This window comes from Pseudoalteromonas sp. JB197, assembly GCF_002332205.1.
Lineage (GTDB): Bacteria > Pseudomonadota > Gammaproteobacteria > Enterobacterales > Alteromonadaceae > Pseudoalteromonas > Pseudoalteromonas nigrifaciens.
Genome location: NZ_NRGZ01000001.1, coordinates 830,019 through 847,744, shown reverse-complemented (window position 1 = coordinate 847,744; position 17,726 = coordinate 830,019). Strand labels below are relative to the sequence as shown.

Below are 17,726 nucleotides of genomic sequence, written 5' to 3'. Positions count from 1 at the left end.
TATTCCCTTTTCGTGATGACGGTTCTACCTGTATTGCCTAACGCTCAAAGCAGCGGCGCGTTTAGCGTCCGCTGCCTTTGCTTGTTATGTGCTGAACTATAAGATCAAGCATGGACCTTACTGCTGTAGATAGTTTATGTTTATTTTCTAGCCATGCCGCAATTGACGGCGATAAAAAATAGTAAAAAGATACAAAACCCCTGCCTATAGATGTGGGAAGAAGTTTGTCATCTCTAAATCTTCTTAGCGCTCTAACTTCTTTACAAGATGGATCACCATAAACGGCAGTAGCGATAAAGCAGCTACTAAATTTTTTAACTGTAGCTGCACAATATGGACACACAGACTTTTCAGGCTCACCACGATACGTAATCATACGGGGAACAATTTTTTTTCTGCAACTAGGGCAACTGATACGATCATCGTTATGCCGACTGTTTTGCTGTGGGGCTTTTGAAATAATAGAGACATTAAATGCACGCAGACCTTTGTTACCAGGTTTAGATTCAAAACTTACCTTGTCTCCATTGGCAGGTAAGTTTGCTCCCTGTACAGACTGAACATTGAAATAATGATCTTCACCATTTTCTGATGTGATAAAGCCGAACCCTTTTTCTTGGCTAAACCATTTCACTGTGCCTTGCATTTATACTCCTTTACTTATTCTTCGTGTGCACATAACGCCGTAAATAAACGGCAAAAATTAGTTGGCTATAATTTGTGAGGTACGAACAAAGCCAACTGATTTTTGTCCGCCCTTTTTAATTTGCTTTGTTATATGCCCGATTACACCCCGAGATTTTTAAAAATTACCCGAGCTAACATCAATACAATAGTATAAATGAGAACTAATGTAACAAGCATTCCCAATAACCCCAAAAACACGACGTTCGTGGGTAATTCTCTCAGTGGCTGGTTTACATCTACGTTTAATACACCACCCACATAGTGAACTAAAGACACAAACAGGAATGTGGAAATAAACACTAGAAGTGTATAAACGAAATAACGAACAACTTTTCCTTTTGGGTCCGGAGCAGAATCAAATCTATAATCGAATTTATTCAAGTGAAACTCCAAGTTTGTTCAGGGCATATAACAATTTAATAGTGCGCTCATCGCGCATATTTCTGCCGACTAAACGCTCATTTGTCTACTCTATATAGTTTTAACAAATAACCTAAGGTATTACTATCACTAAGTTTTCTAAAATATTGAGTTAAGTTAAATAGATCAATATGCGCGTGCAGCTCATTTACATGAATATATGCGCAAAAAGCAGTTTGACCAATCAATTAACTACTATATTTAGCCAATCTCAATGACCGCTTCTCGCTCTAGGCGGACTTCGCTAAAGTGCTACTTACGGTCGTTGGTAACCTTACCCTATTGTTAAATGTTACTTCTCAGCCAATATTTTTTTCTTTTCTATTTCGAACTCTTTCTGGTTTAAAACACCGCTATCTAAAAGGTCTTTAATTTTAGTTAAACGATCATACTTATCAGCCACAGCAATCGCTGTTAGAGTTTCTTCTTTATCAATACACACAAAAATTATTTCTATTCTGGGGAAATTACCAAAGATATATGGTGGGGCTGCAGTGTGTTCTGAAACGGTTAACATCTTTTTATTATGAGCTTGTTTACGACAAAAATCATTTGCTCTTTTAGTCGCAGATCTTCTAATTCCTGATGTTCCACTAAAACCAGTAGATGCCTGATGAAAGATTCTATATCTTTCACCTTGAATTTCTTCGTCTGAAATATAAAAGTCTTTTCCTTCATACACAGCCCCGTCAAAATGTGAACTGCTTTCACTTTCTTTTTGTATTGGCGACATACTTGAGCATGCACTAAAGAAGAAAAATGCTGGAACCAAAAATATTATCTTTTTCATAAACACCTTAGAATGATGTGCAAGAACTACTCTGCACTGGCAGTCAGACTGCAAGTGATTGTTATGTATTTAGCTAGCCACGGTAGATATTATTAATTGCCGTTAGTGCGATAATAAATTTGTTAAATACATGACCCGGCGTGAACTCTGAAGGAGAGCCAATAAAAGATATAATTTTCTTTTTTTGACCACCAAATATTCCAGTGCCCCCATTAACCTTTATAAACAAAAAGGACGTGTCTAGCATGTCTGACTTTAATATAATAAAGCCTTGCGATAAAGCTTCTTGAAAGGCTTCAGTATCTCCACTCAAACTTGGGGCAAGAGAAATATCGTATCCCTTTCCTCGACTCATTTTCATATATTCTTTAAGGTTCCTGAGATCATTATCGTCAAAGGGAAGCCTATTCGTTGTTGATAGAATCGTGTCTAAATCTTGATAATGCAAAATATCTCCTTATTTAATAAGTTCATAACAACTTTATAAGAGGACACTGAATCTATATTCACGCAAAAATGTCCTTATTTTATGTGATTCAATTAATAACAAATAATGTAACTTATTGCCAGCTGTAAACATTGTGCTTGTTGTAGTTTATTTCACTATGCAAAAGGGAAAGTTTACTCATAGTATCTATTAGCTAATGACAATTAACCCTGACCGTCCGCTTTTCGCTCATAGCTGTAAGTCAGATATGAGCTACTTCAACTCAATAATTAATGCGCATTCCAGTATTACTTTTTGTTTTTTAAAGTAGGTGGCTGACTTTGGCACCTTTGATTTTTCATACCTTGTAAGTCAATTTAAATAAAATCTATTTATTCGTGATTTTGCGTAATTATTGGCGCATTTTCAAACTATTAATTTCACAAGTATCAATCCTTTAGTTATGCTACTAAACATTATGAAATTTTATTGCGAAAACGCCTATGTTACCTTTACTTCGTATCTTGTTAATTGAGCAAGACCCTATCATCTTGCAAGAGCTTTCAACGAATCTGTCGAAAACGATCCCTAACTTTGAGCGAAATGATGTTCATATCGACATAATTGAATGTCTTGATTTAAAGCAAGCGTTGGAATATGTAGAGGAAGATGGTGATATTCAAGCTGTGGTTCTCAGTTGGGATGTACACAACAAGGGCGAGAGAACATATAGTCGCTTTATCGAGCAGTTAAAAGGGATCCGTATCGAGTTGCCTGTGTATGTAATCGGCGACGACACTAAAGGATTAGAAATAGTTAACGAGTCGGGGGAAATTGAGTCTTTCTTTTTTAAAGATGAGGTGATTTCTGACCCAGAAGCTATTTTAGGTTATATGATCAACGACTTCGATGATCGAGGAGAAACCCCATTCTGGACGGCATATCGCCGTTATGTTGGCGAAGCAAACGATTCATGGCACACACCTGGCCATAGCGGCGGTTCTAGCTTTAGAAACTCCCCTTATATCAAAGATTTTTATCAGTTTTATGGCCGTAATGTATTTGTTGGCGACCTGTCGGTTTCAGTCGATTCGTTAGGTTCATTGTCAGACAGTACCAATACCATTGGCCGTGCTCAAGAATCAGCAGCGGCGACGTTTGAAGTTAAGCATACCTATTTCGTTACGAACGGTTCATCTACCTCAAATAAAATCATTTTGCAGACACTGCTACGCAAGGGCGATAAAGTAATCATCGACCGAAATTGTCATAAATCTGTGCACTATGGCATATTGCAATCAGCTAGTTTTCCCATTTATTTATCGAGTATTTTAAATCCTAAATATGGGATCTTCGCGCCACCCTCGTTGGCCGATATAAAGCAGGCGATCGAGCAAAATACCGATGCAAAATTGCTGGTTCTCACTGGTTGCACTTACGATGGCCTACTTAGCGATCTGAAACAAGTGGTAGCTTTTGCCCATCAACATGGTATTAAAGTGTTTATCGACGAAGCGTGGTTTGCTTACTCCCTTTTTCATCCCAGCTTACGCTATTATTCTGCCATTCATGCTGGGGCCGACTATATCACCCATTCTGCGCATAAAGTGGTATCGGCGTTTTCTCAGGCGTCTTATATTCATATTAACGATCCAGATTTTGATGCCGATTTCTTTCGAGAAATTTACAGTATTTACGCCAGCACATCGCCGAAGTATCAACTTATAGCGTCGCTTGACGTGTGCCAAAAGCAATTAGAAATGGAAGGCTATAAGCTGCTCAATGCCTTGCTAAAACATGTGGAAGAATTTAAACAACAAATGACCTCGCTCAACCATATTAAAGTGCTTGGTAAGCAAGACTTTATGGAAATATTTCCGCACTTTAGCGGAGACAATATGGGCCATGATCCACTAAAAATTCTCATCGATATTAGTCAATTGCCTTATTCGTTAAAAGATATTCATAAATTCTTGCTGGATGAAATTGGGCTAGAAATAGAAAAATACACTCACAGTACTATCTTGGTTTTACTGACGCTTGGAGGTACGCGTTCGAAGATCATTCGTCTGTACAATGCATTAAAAAAACTCGACAGCGGTAAGGTAAAACTGTCAACATCGACGCGTCGCTCCCGCTTGCCGGAAAATTTACCTGCCATCGACCTAGCGTGTATTCCAAGCGATGCTTTTTATGGCGAGCGCGAATCTGTGCCTATTAGTAAAAGCAACAACCGCATTTGTGCCGGTTTAGTTACGCCATATCCACCGGGCATCCCACTGTTGGTTCCGGGGCAGCATATAACTGAAGATCATATAGAGTATCTGAAAGAGTTAGCGGGACAAGGATTGACGATTCAGGGAAGCTTCGATGGCGAGATCTATGTTCTTAAAGGCAAGGTTAAGAAGTAAAGCGTCTTTTGGTCATAGTCTTTTTACTGAGCAGCTGTGTCGCTAGGCATTGCTGCTGTGTGAACTACCCATCGACGCCACTCCGTGTCGATCAATGGGCTTCTACAGCCTTGACTTAGAGACTAGGCTGCTTCTTTTTTCTCAGTTCCAACAGCAAACTTCGATAGCTCGAAGACTTTCGTTTTAATGGCTGATTTCTGCTGAGATGTGGGGGTAACCCTTGCGACGATCCCAGCCGCAATCAAATCTAATTCACCTGTTTTTGCTATGCTTTTAGCCGCTGACAAGTCTCGGTTTTGGTAAGTTTCACAAGCCGTACATGTGAAATATCTGTCGTTCAATGTCAAAACATGATGTTGGCCGCATTCAGAACAAACCCCAGTGGATTTTTCAAACCTGCCAATCTCGTGATAGAGTTTACCTTCAAGCTCAGTTTTGTATTTTGAAAGCTGAGTAATTAAGCCCATCACATTGTCGGCAACCATGCTGCCATTGAACTTTTGCATCCCTTTTACGTTTAAATCTTCGAACACTAAAATGTCATTTTCATTGGTTATCTGGCGTGAAATTTTGTGTGCAAAGTCGAGCCTTTGCCGTGAGATTTTGCCGTGTAATTTGTTGATGCGTTGTTTGGTTTTTTGCCAGCGATTTGAACCTTTAGTTCGGCGTGCAAGCTGGCGTTGCAATTGATTTAACTTTGTTTTTGACTGCTTTAAAAACGTGGGGTTATCGACCACAAAACCATCTGAGCCAACAACAGTTTGCTTTGAGTTAATGTCAAAACCTGTGATTGTTTTTAAAACTTGTTTAGCTGTTTTGCACTCAACTTCCTGAGTGATGCTGCATCCCCATTTTCCGTGGTGATACTGGATAGTTACAGTCTTGATTTTACTTGCTAGTTTGCGATGCAAGATAATGGGTATCTTGCCTACCTTTGGGATACTGATAGCGCCATTTTCAATGCGGATACAGTGCGAGTTATTGACCGCTCGAAAACTATCGTTGTGACGTTTTTTCTTTTTATATGAGATCTTGTGCTTTGGAAAGCGTTGCAAGCGACCTTTAGTAAAAACATTCTTGAGCGCTAATTCCAGGTCGCGGGCAACTTGTTGAGCTGCCGCAGAATCGAATGCTTTGATCCAGTTAAACTCTTCGAACGTCTTGATATCTTTAAGTAGTGAGGCCATGTCTTTGTAAAACAAAAACGTTTTATCGTGCTCGTATCGACGTATGTTCTCAGACAACAATAAGTTCCAAATGCCACGCGCTGTCGCGCCAAACTCAACGAGTTTAGCTTCTTGCTCTGGCGTAGGATTTAGCCTGTAGTTGTATCTAAGCGTCTTTTTCATATACTGTATAGACTACTGTATGGAAATGAGTTGTCAAGATGGAATATGAAACTAAATCTCACTGTAAATATTTAATAGCGCTACATTTAATACTTGTGGTTAAATATAGAAAACAATTGTTAAAAGGTGATGTAGGTGATTTTGTAAAACAAAAAATCACTGAAATTGCAGAGCGCTCAGAATTTAATATCGAAGAGATCGAGGTGGACAAAGATCATATACACATATTGCTAACGATCTCTCCCAATATCAGTGTTGCGAGTTACGTTAGGAGAATTAAACAATCTACAACGCAAAGTCTATGGTCGAGATTTAAATGGTTTAAAAAGCAATTCTGGGTTAAAAAAACATTTTGGTCTGACGGATATTTTGTTTGCTCTGTTGGAAATGCGGCTGCTGATACAATTCGAAAATACATTCAAGAGCAGGGCTAACTATTCCGATTCATCCCATCGACGCCGCTTCGCGTCGATCAATGGGTTTTCTCGGAAAATTTCGATAAAGCGTTATTGAGTTAATTTTTGAATTACTATTTTAATGTTTAGCTGTATTTTATTTAACGAATAAATAGTTTAGTAATAGAAAACGGCGTTATTAGTATTAAAAGGCTCAACAGATCTGTTGAGCCTAACATACCGAGTAACTTACCTTAGCTTACTAACAAGCTATTTTTATGAGCTGTACCGATTTACACAATTTAAATCGTTAAAACATTGCTCTAGTCTTGCGGCCATATGCTGCTCTGTATGACGAAGCCATACGCGAGGATCATAGTATTTTTTATTAGGCTTGTCGTCCCCTTCTGGGTTACCAATTTGCCCTTGTAAATACGCTTGTTTGTCTTGGTAATAGTTTAAAATACCGTTCCAACACGCCCACTGCGTATCTGTATCGATATTCATTTTTACTACGCCGTATGTTAACGACTCTGCAATTTTATCGTACTCAGAGCCACTACCGCCATGAAACACAAAATTGATTGCGTTATGCTCTAAGCCAAATTGTTTTGCTACATAGGCCTGTGAGTCTTTTAATATAGTAGGCGTAAGCACAACATTACCCGGTTTATATACCCCATGAACATTGCCAAATGACGCCGCTATAATAAAGTTTGGACTAATACGACTTAAGCGCTCGTAAGCGTAAGCTACATCTTCTGGCTGGGTATAAAGCGCAGAGCTATCGAGATGTGAGTTATCCACCCCGTCTTCTTCACCACCGGTACATCCTAGTTCAATTTCTAGGGTCATGCCTATTTTTGCCATGCGCGCTAAGTAACGTTCACATATTTCAATATTTTCTTCTAAAGATTCTTCTGAAAGATCGATCATGTGCGAACTAAAAAGCGGCTTGCCAGTAAGTGCAAAATGCTGCTCGCCTTCATCTAATAAACCATCAATCCAAGGTAATAATTTTTTTGAAGCATGATCGGTATGTAGCATAACCGCTACACCATAATGCTTAGCAACAGAGTGAACATACTTAGCAGCACTAACCGCGCCAAGTACAGCCCCTTGGTGTTCAGGTAGCGACAAGCCCTTACCACAAAAAAACTGCGCTCCACCATTTGAAAGTTGAATGATAACCGGTGACTTCATTGTTTGCGCGGCTTCAAGAGTTGCATTTATAGACGAGGTACTAACAACGTTAACTGCAGGTAATGCATATTGATTTGTTCGGGCATGCTTATATACCGCACTTACTTCATCGCCAACTATAACGCCGGGTTGAATAGTTGTAGCTAAATAATTCATTATAGGTTCCTTACTGTTTTAAAGCTTTTATACAAGCATCTGTAATTGCTCGCCAGTTTTGTTGCTCTACTCACCCTTTTTAGCAACGCCTGTTACGGCAAAAACTAACAGAGCGGAAAATGTTTTTGCTCATCAAAGCCGTATTTTAACGCCATAATATCACGGTATTAAAAACACCGGGCAATACTGGCACATTACAGTTAACAAGTTTGCTGAGTGATTTTGGTTACGTAGCAGTTGTACCTATTAAATCGGTACCCACTGCACATACTTGCTCTAGTATAGCTGTATTTATGACTGTACCTGTACCTACTTTACGCTTCGGCTGGTGTTTTTATTGCTTTTAATACCTCAACTAAGCTTGCGCCTTAGTAGAAACAGAGCAATTAGATTCTGCGCGCTAAATAAATGCCATAGTGAAATTGTTTAAGAGATTGTGCAACCTAGATGTATTGCAAATCTATATGAAAACCATAGAATGTGCATCAAGACTTACTACTGTTATATTTTCCGGCCTGCGCTGAATACGCAATTATATTTTGAGTCTAAAATTGCAGTGTTTTACTCTGTGTATGGCCAAAGTAGCTGCTAAGCAAACATGCGATATATTATAAAAATGAGTTTTAGCTTACTTTTATAATAAGCGCTATTTTGCGCAGCCTTCGTCATGTTGTAACAGTATTTTTTAAATTTAAAGACAATCCAAGGGTGCTTAAATGCGTTTATTACACACTATGTTACGTGTTGCTGATTTAGAAAAATCAATCGAATTTTATACCAAAGTACTTGGGATGAAAGAGTTACGCCGTGCAGATAACGAAGAATATCGTTATACCTTAGCCTTTGTTGGTTACGGAGACGAAAAGGACAATACGGTATTAGAGCTAACCTATAACTGGGATCAAGACAGTTACGACTTAGGCAATGCTTATGGCCATATAGCCATTGAATTTGATGATATTTACCAAACATGTGCTGATATTAAAGCTGCCGGTGGCAATGTTAGTCGTGAACCTGGGCCTGTAAAAGGTGGTACTACTGAAATTGCTTTTGTAAAAGACCCTGATGGCTATGCAATTGAGCTTATTCAGAAAAAAGAAGATATGAGTCGTTTTTAAATTTGTATTAAAGCAAGTAGGTTTAAATTAAAAAGGTGCTTTTAGCACCTTTTTTTAGCGCAATTGACTGTCTTTACTGCCTCGGCGATTAAAAGCCCCTGCTGTTGCGCTCTTGCCTTCAATTGCTTGCTGGCATGCAACACAATAACGAACACCGGGTAACGCCAATCTACGCGCTTGAGGGATCGCAGCATCACATTCTTCGCACAACTCAGCACTTGAGCCTGAAGCCAAATTACTGCGAGCGTACTGAACAGCATCGTTAACACTTGCGTCTATTTGATCTTGAACTGCACCTTCTCGTGCCCATCCACTTGCCATATATAACCTCCTAATGAGTTGGACGTTTATACTTATAATAGCTATTAACAGCTTTATTGGCACTGAATAGAACAAAAAAGCCGCTTGTAGCGGCTTTTTGTTTTTAATCGATTAATTTTAACAGTTATAAACTGTAATCAATCACCTGCATGCCTAACTTTTCAAGCTCAGGGCGCAAGGTTTTGGCATCACCAACAACTAAATAAATCATCTCTTTAGTGTTTAAATGTTTTTTAGCTAAGGCGTTAACTTCTTCTTTGCTAATATTACTAACAATTTCATTTCTTTCTTTTACAAAGCTAGGTTTTAAATCAAACTCTAATATTTGTGCTAAAAAGCCAAGTTTTGCATTAGGTGTTTCGTATTTAAGCGCATCTTTTTGGTTAATAGCTTTGCGCATAAACATAAGCTCTTGGTCTGTTACACCATTTTGAGCGTAGTTATTAAGCTCGTTGGTAAACTCTGTAATAGACGCAGCAGTAGAATCTGCTCTCACCGCTGCAGAGGCTGTAAAGCCACCTGATGTTTTATCACCCCAAAAATGAGAGCGAGCACCATAAGTGTAGCCTTTATCTTCGCGTAAATTTAGATTGATACGGCTGTTAAACGTGCCACCCAATGCAAAGTTCATTAAGTTAGCTTTAAAAAACTCACCGGTAATATCTTCAACCATGCCACGCTTACCAATACGAATTTCTGATTGCGGTGCGCCAGGCTTATCAACTAAATAAATTACATTTGTTTGTACTTTTGGCTCAGCAAAATTTAAATCAACGCTTGAAGCTTTGCCCTGCCAGTATGTAAGGGCAGCTTTAATTTTAGGTTCAATTGTTGATTCTTTTAAATCAGAAACAATAATAACTTGGGCACCCTGCGGTTTAAAGTTTGCATTATAAAAAGCTTTAACATCATCGAGCGTAATGGCTTCTATACTTTCAACAGTACCGCTACTTGGTAGTGAAGCTATGTTATTTCCGTATAGTAATTTGCTATACGTATTAGAGGCTAAATAACCTGCATCTTTCATTGAATGTTGGATGTTTTGAATGCTTTGCTTTTTATTACGCTCAAAGTCATCTGCATTAAATGCCGGTTTAAATAACTTTTCTTCTACAAGCTTTAATGTTGCATCTAGATTTTTAGTTAAGCTAGAAACATATACATTTGTATGTGTTTTATCAGCGTATATGCTTACTTGACTACCCAACTTTTCAAGCGCGTTACTCATTTGCTCTGTGGTGTAGTTTTGCGTAGCCTCACTCATTAGCGATGCAGTCATTGACGATAAACCCACTTTACTCGCTTGTTCATTATACAAGCCACCCGGAACTTTAATAAAAATTGCAGTCGTTGGCGTTTCTGTACTTTGAGTACCTAATATTTTAATACCGTTTGCAGTATTAGCTTGCCAAAGTGCAGGAACATCCACAGCAGGATTTGCACCGGCCTCTGGATGAACACTTCGATCAAATGTATCAACTGCTCTTCGTGCCACTAAATCATCAGCTGAAGTGGTCGATGGCCCTCCAAAATCATGCGCTTTAGGAGTAAAGTTGTCTGGGGCAGCTATAAGTTGAGTCTGCCCTTCTGGCACAACACTCATAATAACGGCAGATTTACCTTTGATATATTGATTAAAAACACGCATAACATCAGCTTTTGTAACTTTGTTATAACGTGCAATCTCATCTTTAGCTGAGTTTGGGTTACCTGTAAACGTTTCTGACGCGGCAAGTTGAGAGACTTTTCCTGATACGCTTTGCAGACCAAAAATTGCACCCGATTCTATTTTAGCTTTTACTTTATCTAAATCATCTTGTGTAACACCACGCTCTTCAAATTCAACAAATGAATCACGAATAATTTTTTCCATATCAGCTAACGTTTTTCCTGCTGTAGGATTAGGTAAAGCATAAAGACTAATTGAGCATGCTAACTCTTGGCATGGATGGTTTGCACTTGCTTGAACAGCAAGCTGGTTTTTAACTAGGTTTTTGTATAGTAATGAATTGTTCCCCCCACCTAATATTTCTGCAAGTATATCCAGCGGTGCTTCATCTTCAGAGCGAGCGTAAGTCGTTGGAAAACTCATACTTAATAAAGGTAAGTGAACCTTATCTTCCATTGAAATATATCTATCAGCATTTAGTGTTACCGCTGTTTTTTCTACTTTAGGTATTGCAGGGCCTTTTGGAATTGGCGCAAAGTATTTAGTAACCAGTGGTAGTATTTCATTAGCGTTGATGTCGCCACCAATGGTAAGCGTTGCATTATTAGGGCCATACCACTTTAAAAAGAATGCTTTTAAGTCATTCACATTTACACGGTTAAGGTCATCCATAAAACCAATTACAGGCCAAGAATACGGATGCCCATCTGGATACATTGCTTGAGCAACACGCTCACCTAAACGACCATAAGGGCGATTATCAACGCGTTGGCCGCGCTCATTTTTTACTGTTTCGCGTTGTACTTCAAATTTTTCTTGGGTTACAGCATCGAGTAAAAAGCCCATTCGATCAGCTTCTAGCCACAACATTTTTTCTAATTGATTTACAGGTACGGTTTCAAAATAATTTGTTCTATCTGAGTTAGTTGTACCATTTAAAGTACCGCCTGCTTCAGAGATTATTTTAAAATGTTCCTCATCAGCAACGTTTTCTGAGCCTTGAAACATCATATGCTCAAAAAAGTGAGCAAAGCCTGACTTACCCAACTCTTCGCGAGCAGAACCAACGTGGTATGTTACATCAACGTGTACTAAGGGATCTGAATGATCCTCATGCACAATTACAGTTAAACCGTTATCTAGTTTATATTTTTTATACGGTATGTTGATTTCACCTGCGTTTGATTTCACTGATTCAATAAGTGTAACGCCTGGGATTGATGCTTCTGTAATAATCTTTTTATCAACAGCTTGAGTTGAGCTATTACATGCAGCTAACCCTGATGCAAGTAAAACAGCAAGTGCTATTTTTGTGAGTTTCATTTTTTAGTCCATATTTAAATTAACTCAATGAGTTTAAAGACTAATTAAAAGTACAACAAGGAATATGAAACAATTGTAAGATTGGTTTTGTAACGAAGTGTAAATAGATAGATATAAAAATGAAGTGTGAAATGAGGGTATAAATTTGTAGTTTTATTCTTATAACACTGCACTAGCTTATTAAATAAATTAAGCGGCATTTACAAGATATAATTGTTCTTGATAACGTCATGAATAGAACGTCTGGTATCACACTGCTTTATACAATACTTAAAATAAGTAAGTGGCGTCCCCAAGGGGATTCGAACCCCTGTTACCGCCGTGAAAGGGCGGTGTCCTAGGCCTCTAGACGATGGGGACGCAGAAATTGGTTTGCAAATCATTGATTTACTATTTCTGTGTAAGATGAGACCGAGCCTGCGAGGCGAATGGCATTATCTTCTCAGAAACATTTTCTGTGTCACTAGGACAACTGAATTTTTAGACTCGTTTCAGGCGAGCTTTCTTAATAACACTGCACTGACTATTAAATAGTAAGTGGCGTCCCCAAGGGGATTCGAACCCCTGTTACCGCCGTGAAAGGGCGGTGTCCTAGGCCTCTAGACGATGGGGACACATAAATGTATCACTAGGACAACTGAATTTTTAGACTCGTTTCAGGCGAGCTTTCTTAATAACACTGCACTGACTATTAAATAGTAAGTGGCGTCCCCAAGGGGATTCGAACCCCTGTTACCGCCGTGAAAGGGCGGTGTCCTAGGCCTCTAGACGATGGGGACACATAAATGTATCACTAGGACAACTGAATTTTTAGACTCGTTTCAGGCGAGCTTTCTTAATAACACTGCACTGACTATTAAATAGTAAGTGGCGTCCCCAAGGGGATTCGAACCCCTGTTACCGCCGTGAAAGGGCGGTGTCCTAGGCCTCTAGACGATGGGGACGCAGAAATTGGTTTGCAAATCATTGATTTACTATTTCTGTGTAAGATGAGACCGAGCCTGCGAGGCGAATGGCATTATCTTCTCAGAAACATTTTCTGTGTCACTAGGACAACTGAATTTTTAGACTCGTTTCAGGCGAGCTTTCTTAATAACACTGCACTGACTATTAAATAGTAAGTGGCGTCCCCAAGGGGATTCGAACCCCTGTTACCGCCGTGAAAGGGCGGTGTCCTAGGCCTCTAGACGATGGGGACGCAGAAATTGGTTTGCAAATCATTGATTTACTATTTCTGTGTAAGATGAGACCGAGCCTGCGAGGCGAATGGCATTATCTTCTCAGAAACATTTTCTGTGTCACTAGGACAACTGAATTTTTAGACTCGTTTCAGGCGAGCTTTCTTAATAACACTGCACTGACTATTAAATAGTAAGTGGCGTCCCCAAGGGGATTCGAACCCCTGTTACCGCCGTGAAAGGGCGGTGTCCTAGGCCTCTAGACGATGGGGACACATAAATGTATCACTAGGACAATTGATTAGTTTAACTCACATCATGAATTTTAAGGTAATTGCGCTTAATACAAGTAAAGACTCGAGCTTTAATTGTGACGCTATTTTCTCGGTAAAACCGCCTTTAACTAATTAAAGCTAAATGGCGTCCCCAAGGGGATTCGAACCCCTGTTACCGCCGTGAAAGGGCGGTGTCCTAGGCCTCTAGACGATGGGGACACAGAAAACTGCTACCCTAGGACAAACACTAATAAGTTGGTGGAGCTATGCGGGATCGAACCGCAGACCTCTTCACTGCCAGCGAAGCGCTCTCCCAGCTGAGCTATAGCCCCAACTTATTTACACACGCTGTGATAAACACGTCGTGTATTGCTTAGTGCGGGGCGCATTCTATGCACCACCCAAAATAAAGTCAACAGTTTTTTGTTCTGCTTTATTTAAATGGTTTATTTTTCAACAAACTGGCTACCAAGCAGGCTAAAAAGGGCAATTTACAGTAAATTAGCCCCTTGAGTGTATTATAAATTATGGCTGGATGATTAGATAACCCCACGGCAAGATCATTATAAATTGAACTTATAGAGCAAGTAGTGATCAGATCAAGGCATAATAATTACTTGGTCGCATAAATATGAGCACTACTTTTCTGAAACATTTTAATTCAATTACAGATCCTCGCATTGAACGTTGTAAAAAGCATGAACTTATCGATATTCTTCTCCTTGCTATTAGCGCTGTGCTCTCTGGTGCAGAAGGATGGGAAGATATTGAAGACTTTGGGCACCTAAAACTTGATTGGTTAAAAAAATACGGCACGTTCAACGCAGGAATTCCAAAACATGACACGATTGCGCGCGTCATGTGTCGGTTAAAAGCAAATGAAATAGAAAGGGCATTTCAATCTTGGATATCATCACTGATTGAAACCACAGGTGCAGATATCATCGCTATCGATGGCAAAACCGCACGGCGTTCATTTACCACAAAAGACAGAAAAAGTGCCTTACACACGGTCAGTGCATGGAGTTGCCAACACCAGTTAGTGCTTGGGCAGACGGCTGTTGATAATAAAACAAATGAAATCACCGCAATACCAGAATTACTCACCCTGCTCGATATTGAAAACAGTATCATTACGTTAGATGCGATGGGATGCCAACAAGAAATAGCAAAACAAATCATCCAACAAAAAGCAGATTATATTCTTGCACTTAAAGGTAATCATTCAGGCATGCAAAAGGAACTAGAAGCGTGGTGGCACAAGTGCGAGCGTGAAAGGTTAACTAAGCATAATTGTGATGAACATACCGAAATAAGCTCAGGACATGGGCGTGTTGAAACACGTACATGCCAGCAGTTACTTATAGATAAAAGCTGGTTAGGCAAGGATTATCGTTGGCCTGGCTTAACGAGTATTATTAAGGTCAGGGCTGAAGTTCATGATAAGTCGGCAGGGTCGGATACCACTGAAACACGCTGGTATATAAGTTCATTAGACTTAAATGCAGCGCAAGCACTCAATGCGGTACGCAGTCACTGGCAGGTTGAAAGCATGCATTGGATGCTTGATATGAACTTCAGAGAAGATGAATCGAGAATACGCAAACTTCAAGGGCCATTAATGTTTAATGTAATGCGAAAGATAGCCATGGCGCTTTTTAAACAAGATGCATCTAAGTCAGCAAGTATGGCGAGGAAAAAGAAAATGGCAGGGCTAGACGATGATTACCGCTCAACCCTGCTAGAGTCTGGGATTAAAATGCGCTAGCCGTGTAGATAACCCCTGCTCTGCTTGTTTTAATTTTTATTGAGCATAGAAAAGGTATACATTTATATGCAAATTCAACTTGGCATATTTGGTTCATCGTTCAATGACGTATCCTTACTTTATGCCTTGGCATAATAACCACTTTACGCACTATTAGATCGCATTGGTTTTTTGCGGATTAAAATTGGTTTAATTTAAAGGCGATTTAATCACGGCGTAAATTTATAACTTAAGTGATTACTTTATATAAGCTGCACTTTATGATCAATAAACACACCACAGCAACTAAGTTAAAATAGATTGGCTTATTACTTTCTTGATTTTCGATATTAACTATCTAAGCCTAAACAGATAATACGGCGTTTATTTAAACACTAAGCATTGATTTGTCGATAAAACAAACTCCAAACATTACTTGTTGTTTATAAAACCCCCACTCAGCACATTTTTATCATTCAAGTGTTGACACATTTACAACTCTATCTATAATAGCGCCCCACAACAACGCAGCATTGTATTGTTGTTTAGATGTGGGTGATTAGCTCAGTTGGGAGAGCATCGCCCTTACAAGGCGAGGGTCACTGGTTCAAGTCCAGTATCACCCACCACTTTTTATAAGTGTTCACATCTAAATTTCTATATGAGTAATTAGCTCAGTTAGAAAAAGAGAGCATCTCCGCTACTAATAAGCAACGGCGAAGTTCACTGGTTAAAGTCCAGTACTATTTATTTTAATAGTAGCGTTTTAATTTATATGTGGGTGATTAGCTCAGTTGGGAGAGCATCGCCCTTACAAGGCGAGGGTCACTGGTTCAAGTCCAGTATCACCCACCACATATAAAACCTATGATTATATAATAGTCTCGTTTTAAAATTGTAATATGGGTCGTTAGCTCAGTTACAAAAAGAGAGCATCACCGCTACTTACAAGTAATGGCGAAGTTCACTGGTTAAAGTCCAGTACTATCTATAGGTAGTAGCATGTAATATGGGTCGTTAGCTCAGTTGGGAGAGCATCGCCCTTACAAGGCGAGGGTCACTGGTTCAAGTCCAGTACGACCCACCATTTTTAAAATGGTGTATATTACAAAAATCTAAATGGGTAATTAGCTCAGTTAGAAAAAAGAGAGCATCGCCGCTATTTACAAGTAAAGGCTGTGTTCACTGGTTAAAATCCAGTACTATTTATTTTAATAGTAGCGTTTTAATTTATATGTGGGTGATTAGCTCAGTTGGGAGAGCATCGCCCTTACAAGGCGAGGGTCACTGGTTCAAGTCCAGTATCACCCACCACATATAAAACCTATGATTATATAATAGTCTCGTTTTAAAATTGTAATATGGGTCGTTAGCTCAGTTACAAAAAGAGAGCATCACCGCTACTTACAAGTAATGGCGAAGTTCACTGGTTAAAGTCCAGTACTATCTATAGGTAGTAGCATGTAATATGGGTCGTTAGCTCAGTTGGGAGAGCATCGCCCTTACAAGGCGAGGGTCACTGGTTCAAGTCCAGTACGACCCACCACTATTTACAGTGGTGCATATTACAAAAATCTAAATGGGTGATTCGCTCAGTTAGAAAAAAGAGAGCATCGCCGCTATTTACAAGTAAAGGCAGTGTTCAATGGTTAAAGTCCAGTATTAACTATCACCCTTGATAGTTAATAATGTAATTTGGGTGATTAGCTCAGTTGGGAGAGCATCGCCCTTACAAGGCGAGGGTCACTGGTTCAAGTCCAGTATCACCCACCAAATTACAGCTTAAATGTTTAAAGCATTTAATTAAGCGTTATACCTATTTTATATGTGGGTGATTAGCTCAGTTGGGAGAGCATCGCCCTTACAAGGCGAGGGTCACTGGTTCAAGTCCAGTATCACCCACCACATATAAACACTTCTTAATATCTCCATTAAATACTAAAATAATATAAAAGTCCTTTTGGGAAATTAGCTCAGTTGAAAGAAAAAGAGCATCGCCGCCCTTTATAACGAATGGCGAGGGTCGCAGGTATCAAGCTAAGTATTAACCACCACATATAAACACTTCTTAATATCTCCATAAAATACTAAAATAATATATAAGTCCTTTTGGGCAATTAGCTCAATTGAAAGAAAAAGAGCATCGCCGCCCTTTATAACGAATGGCGAGGGTCGCAGGTATCAAGTCCAGTATCACCCACCACATATAAACACTTCTTAATATCTCCATAAAATACTAAAATAATATATAAGTCCT

The 17,726-nt window shown here is 39.3% G+C and carries 11 protein-coding genes and 15 tRNA genes; 11 read left to right on the top strand and 15 right to left on the bottom strand.

Annotated elements, in window-relative coordinates; all coding sequences use genetic code 11:
• Positions 1-61 precede the first annotated feature (61 nt).
• The 3 genes from CIK86_RS04070 to CIK86_RS04055 all read right to left on the bottom strand — a co-directional run bounded on the left by CIK86_RS04070 (position 62) and on the right by CIK86_RS04055 (position 2,345).
• Entirely contained in the window at positions 62-646 is a 585-nt protein-coding gene (locus CIK86_RS04070; protein ID WP_036561522.1) for a cold shock domain-containing protein, read from the bottom strand.
• Positions 647-1,399: 753 nt separating this feature from the next.
• Positions 1,400-1,897, bottom strand: coding sequence for an SHOCT domain-containing protein (locus CIK86_RS04060; protein WP_086994376.1), 498 nt, complete (start codon positions 1,895-1,897; stop codon positions 1,400-1,402).
• Between the two features lie 73 nt (positions 1,898-1,970).
• On the bottom strand, positions 1,971-2,345 hold the full coding sequence (locus CIK86_RS04055) for a hypothetical protein (RefSeq protein ID WP_086994379.1): 375 nt from the start codon (positions 2,343-2,345) through the stop codon (positions 1,971-1,973).
• Positions 2,346-2,827: 482 nt separating this feature from the next.
• Between CIK86_RS04055 and CIK86_RS04050 the strand changes: the two genes are divergently transcribed.
• Entirely contained in the window at positions 2,828-4,735 is a 1,908-nt protein-coding gene (locus tag CIK86_RS04050) for an aminotransferase class V-fold PLP-dependent enzyme (protein WP_011327780.1), read from the top strand.
• 122 nt (positions 4,736-4,857) lie between these two features.
• Here the strand turns inward: CIK86_RS04050 and CIK86_RS04045 are convergent, their stop codons facing one another.
• A complete protein-coding gene (locus CIK86_RS04045; RefSeq protein WP_096317073.1) occupies positions 4,858-6,084 on the bottom strand; it encodes an RNA-guided endonuclease TnpB family protein in 1,227 nt (408 codons plus the stop codon).
• Positions 6,085-6,122: 38 nt separating this feature from the next.
• Here CIK86_RS04045 and tnpA point away from each other — a divergent pair, with 38 nt between their 5' ends.
• On the top strand, positions 6,123-6,518 hold the full coding sequence (gene tnpA / locus CIK86_RS04040) for an IS200/IS605 family transposase (protein WP_011327281.1): 396 nt from the start codon (positions 6,123-6,125) through the stop codon (positions 6,516-6,518).
• 237 nt (positions 6,519-6,755) lie between these two features.
• Here the strand turns inward: tnpA and fbaA are convergent, their stop codons facing one another.
• Positions 6,756-7,838 carry a class II fructose-bisphosphate aldolase gene (gene fbaA, locus CIK86_RS04035; RefSeq protein WP_011327779.1) on the bottom strand — a complete coding sequence of 361 codons (1,083 nt, stop codon included), beginning with the start codon at positions 7,836-7,838 and terminating at the stop codon, positions 6,756-6,758.
• A gap of 716 nt (positions 7,839-8,554) precedes the next feature.
• Between fbaA and gloA the strand changes: the two genes are divergently transcribed.
• Complete coding sequence (gene gloA / locus CIK86_RS04030) at positions 8,555-8,956, top strand: lactoylglutathione lyase (protein WP_086998883.1); 402 nt, start codon at positions 8,555-8,557, stop codon at positions 8,954-8,956.
• Between the two features lie 54 nt (positions 8,957-9,010).
• Here the strand turns inward: gloA and CIK86_RS04025 are convergent, their stop codons facing one another.
• From CIK86_RS04025 to CIK86_RS03980, 10 genes are all read right to left on the bottom strand, one after another.
• Complete coding sequence (locus CIK86_RS04025) at positions 9,011-9,277, bottom strand: DksA/TraR family C4-type zinc finger protein (protein WP_011327776.1); 267 nt, start codon at positions 9,275-9,277, stop codon at positions 9,011-9,013.
• Positions 9,278-9,401: 124 nt separating this feature from the next.
• A complete protein-coding gene (locus CIK86_RS04020) occupies positions 9,402-12,269 on the bottom strand; it encodes a pitrilysin family protein (RefSeq protein ID WP_086998886.1) in 2,868 nt (955 codons plus the stop codon).
• A gap of 284 nt (positions 12,270-12,553) precedes the next feature.
• A tRNA-Glu gene (locus CIK86_RS04015) sits at positions 12,554-12,629 on the bottom strand.
• 178 nt (positions 12,630-12,807) lie between these two features.
• Positions 12,808-12,883 (bottom strand) — tRNA-Glu (locus CIK86_RS04010).
• A gap of 89 nt (positions 12,884-12,972) precedes the next feature.
• A tRNA-Glu gene (locus tag CIK86_RS04005) sits at positions 12,973-13,048 on the bottom strand.
• Between the two features lie 89 nt (positions 13,049-13,137).
• A tRNA-Glu gene (locus CIK86_RS04000) sits at positions 13,138-13,213 on the bottom strand.
• Positions 13,214-13,391: 178 nt separating this feature from the next.
• Positions 13,392-13,467, bottom strand: a tRNA-Glu gene (locus CIK86_RS03995).
• Between the two features lie 178 nt (positions 13,468-13,645).
• Positions 13,646-13,721, bottom strand: a tRNA-Glu gene (locus tag CIK86_RS03990).
• A 144-nt stretch (positions 13,722-13,865) separates the two neighbouring features.
• Positions 13,866-13,941 (bottom strand) — tRNA-Glu (locus CIK86_RS03985).
• Between the two features lie 37 nt (positions 13,942-13,978).
• A tRNA-Ala gene (locus CIK86_RS03980) sits at positions 13,979-14,054 on the bottom strand.
• Positions 14,055-14,353: 299 nt separating this feature from the next.
• On the opposite strand from CIK86_RS03980, the gene CIK86_RS03975 reads away from it, so the two are divergent.
• The 8 genes from CIK86_RS03975 (at position 14,354) to CIK86_RS03940 (ending at position 17,374) form a co-directional block, all read left to right on the top strand.
• Complete coding sequence (locus tag CIK86_RS03975) at positions 14,354-15,490, top strand: ISAs1 family transposase (protein WP_008466968.1); 1,137 nt, start codon at positions 14,354-14,356, stop codon at positions 15,488-15,490.
• Positions 15,491-16,022: 532 nt separating this feature from the next.
• Positions 16,023-16,098, top strand: a tRNA-Val gene (locus CIK86_RS03970).
• 150 nt (positions 16,099-16,248) lie between these two features.
• A tRNA-Val gene (locus tag CIK86_RS03965) sits at positions 16,249-16,324 on the top strand.
• Positions 16,325-16,480: 156 nt separating this feature from the next.
• Positions 16,481-16,556: transfer RNA gene (locus tag CIK86_RS03960), tRNA-Val, on the top strand.
• 151 nt (positions 16,557-16,707) lie between these two features.
• Positions 16,708-16,783, top strand: a tRNA-Val gene (locus CIK86_RS03955).
• Positions 16,784-16,939: 156 nt separating this feature from the next.
• Positions 16,940-17,015: transfer RNA gene (locus tag CIK86_RS03950), tRNA-Val, on the top strand.
• A gap of 151 nt (positions 17,016-17,166) precedes the next feature.
• Positions 17,167-17,242 (top strand) — tRNA-Val (locus CIK86_RS03945).
• 56 nt (positions 17,243-17,298) lie between these two features.
• Positions 17,299-17,374 (top strand) — tRNA-Val (locus CIK86_RS03940).
• Positions 17,375-17,726 lie beyond the last annotated feature (352 nt).

Coding starts and splice junctions, on each gene's coding strand:
- CIK86_RS04070 (WP_036561522.1), bottom strand. CDS start 646: ATGCAAGGCACAGTGAAATGGTTTAGCCAAGAAAAAGGGTTCGGCTTT.
- CIK86_RS04060 (WP_086994376.1), bottom strand. CDS start 1,897: ATGAAAAAGATAATATTTTTGGTTCCAGCATTTTTCTTCTTTAGTGCA.
- CIK86_RS04050 (WP_011327780.1), top strand. CDS start 2,828: ATGTTACCTTTACTTCGTATCTTGTTAATTGAGCAAGACCCTATCATC.
- CIK86_RS04045 (WP_096317073.1), bottom strand. CDS start 6,084: ATGAAAAAGACGCTTAGATACAACTACAGGCTAAATCCTACGCCAGAG.
- tnpA (WP_011327281.1), top strand. CDS start 6,123: ATGGAATATGAAACTAAATCTCACTGTAAATATTTAATAGCGCTACAT.
- fbaA (WP_011327779.1), bottom strand. CDS start 7,838: ATGAATTATTTAGCTACAACTATTCAACCCGGCGTTATAGTTGGCGAT.
- gloA (WP_086998883.1), top strand. CDS start 8,555: ATGCGTTTATTACACACTATGTTACGTGTTGCTGATTTAGAAAAATCA.
- CIK86_RS04025 (WP_011327776.1), bottom strand. CDS start 9,277: ATGGCAAGTGGATGGGCACGAGAAGGTGCAGTTCAAGATCAAATAGAC.
- CIK86_RS04020 (WP_086998886.1), bottom strand. CDS start 12,269: ATGAAACTCACAAAAATAGCACTTGCTGTTTTACTTGCATCAGGGTTA.
- CIK86_RS03975 (WP_008466968.1), top strand. CDS start 14,354: ATGAGCACTACTTTTCTGAAACATTTTAATTCAATTACAGATCCTCGC.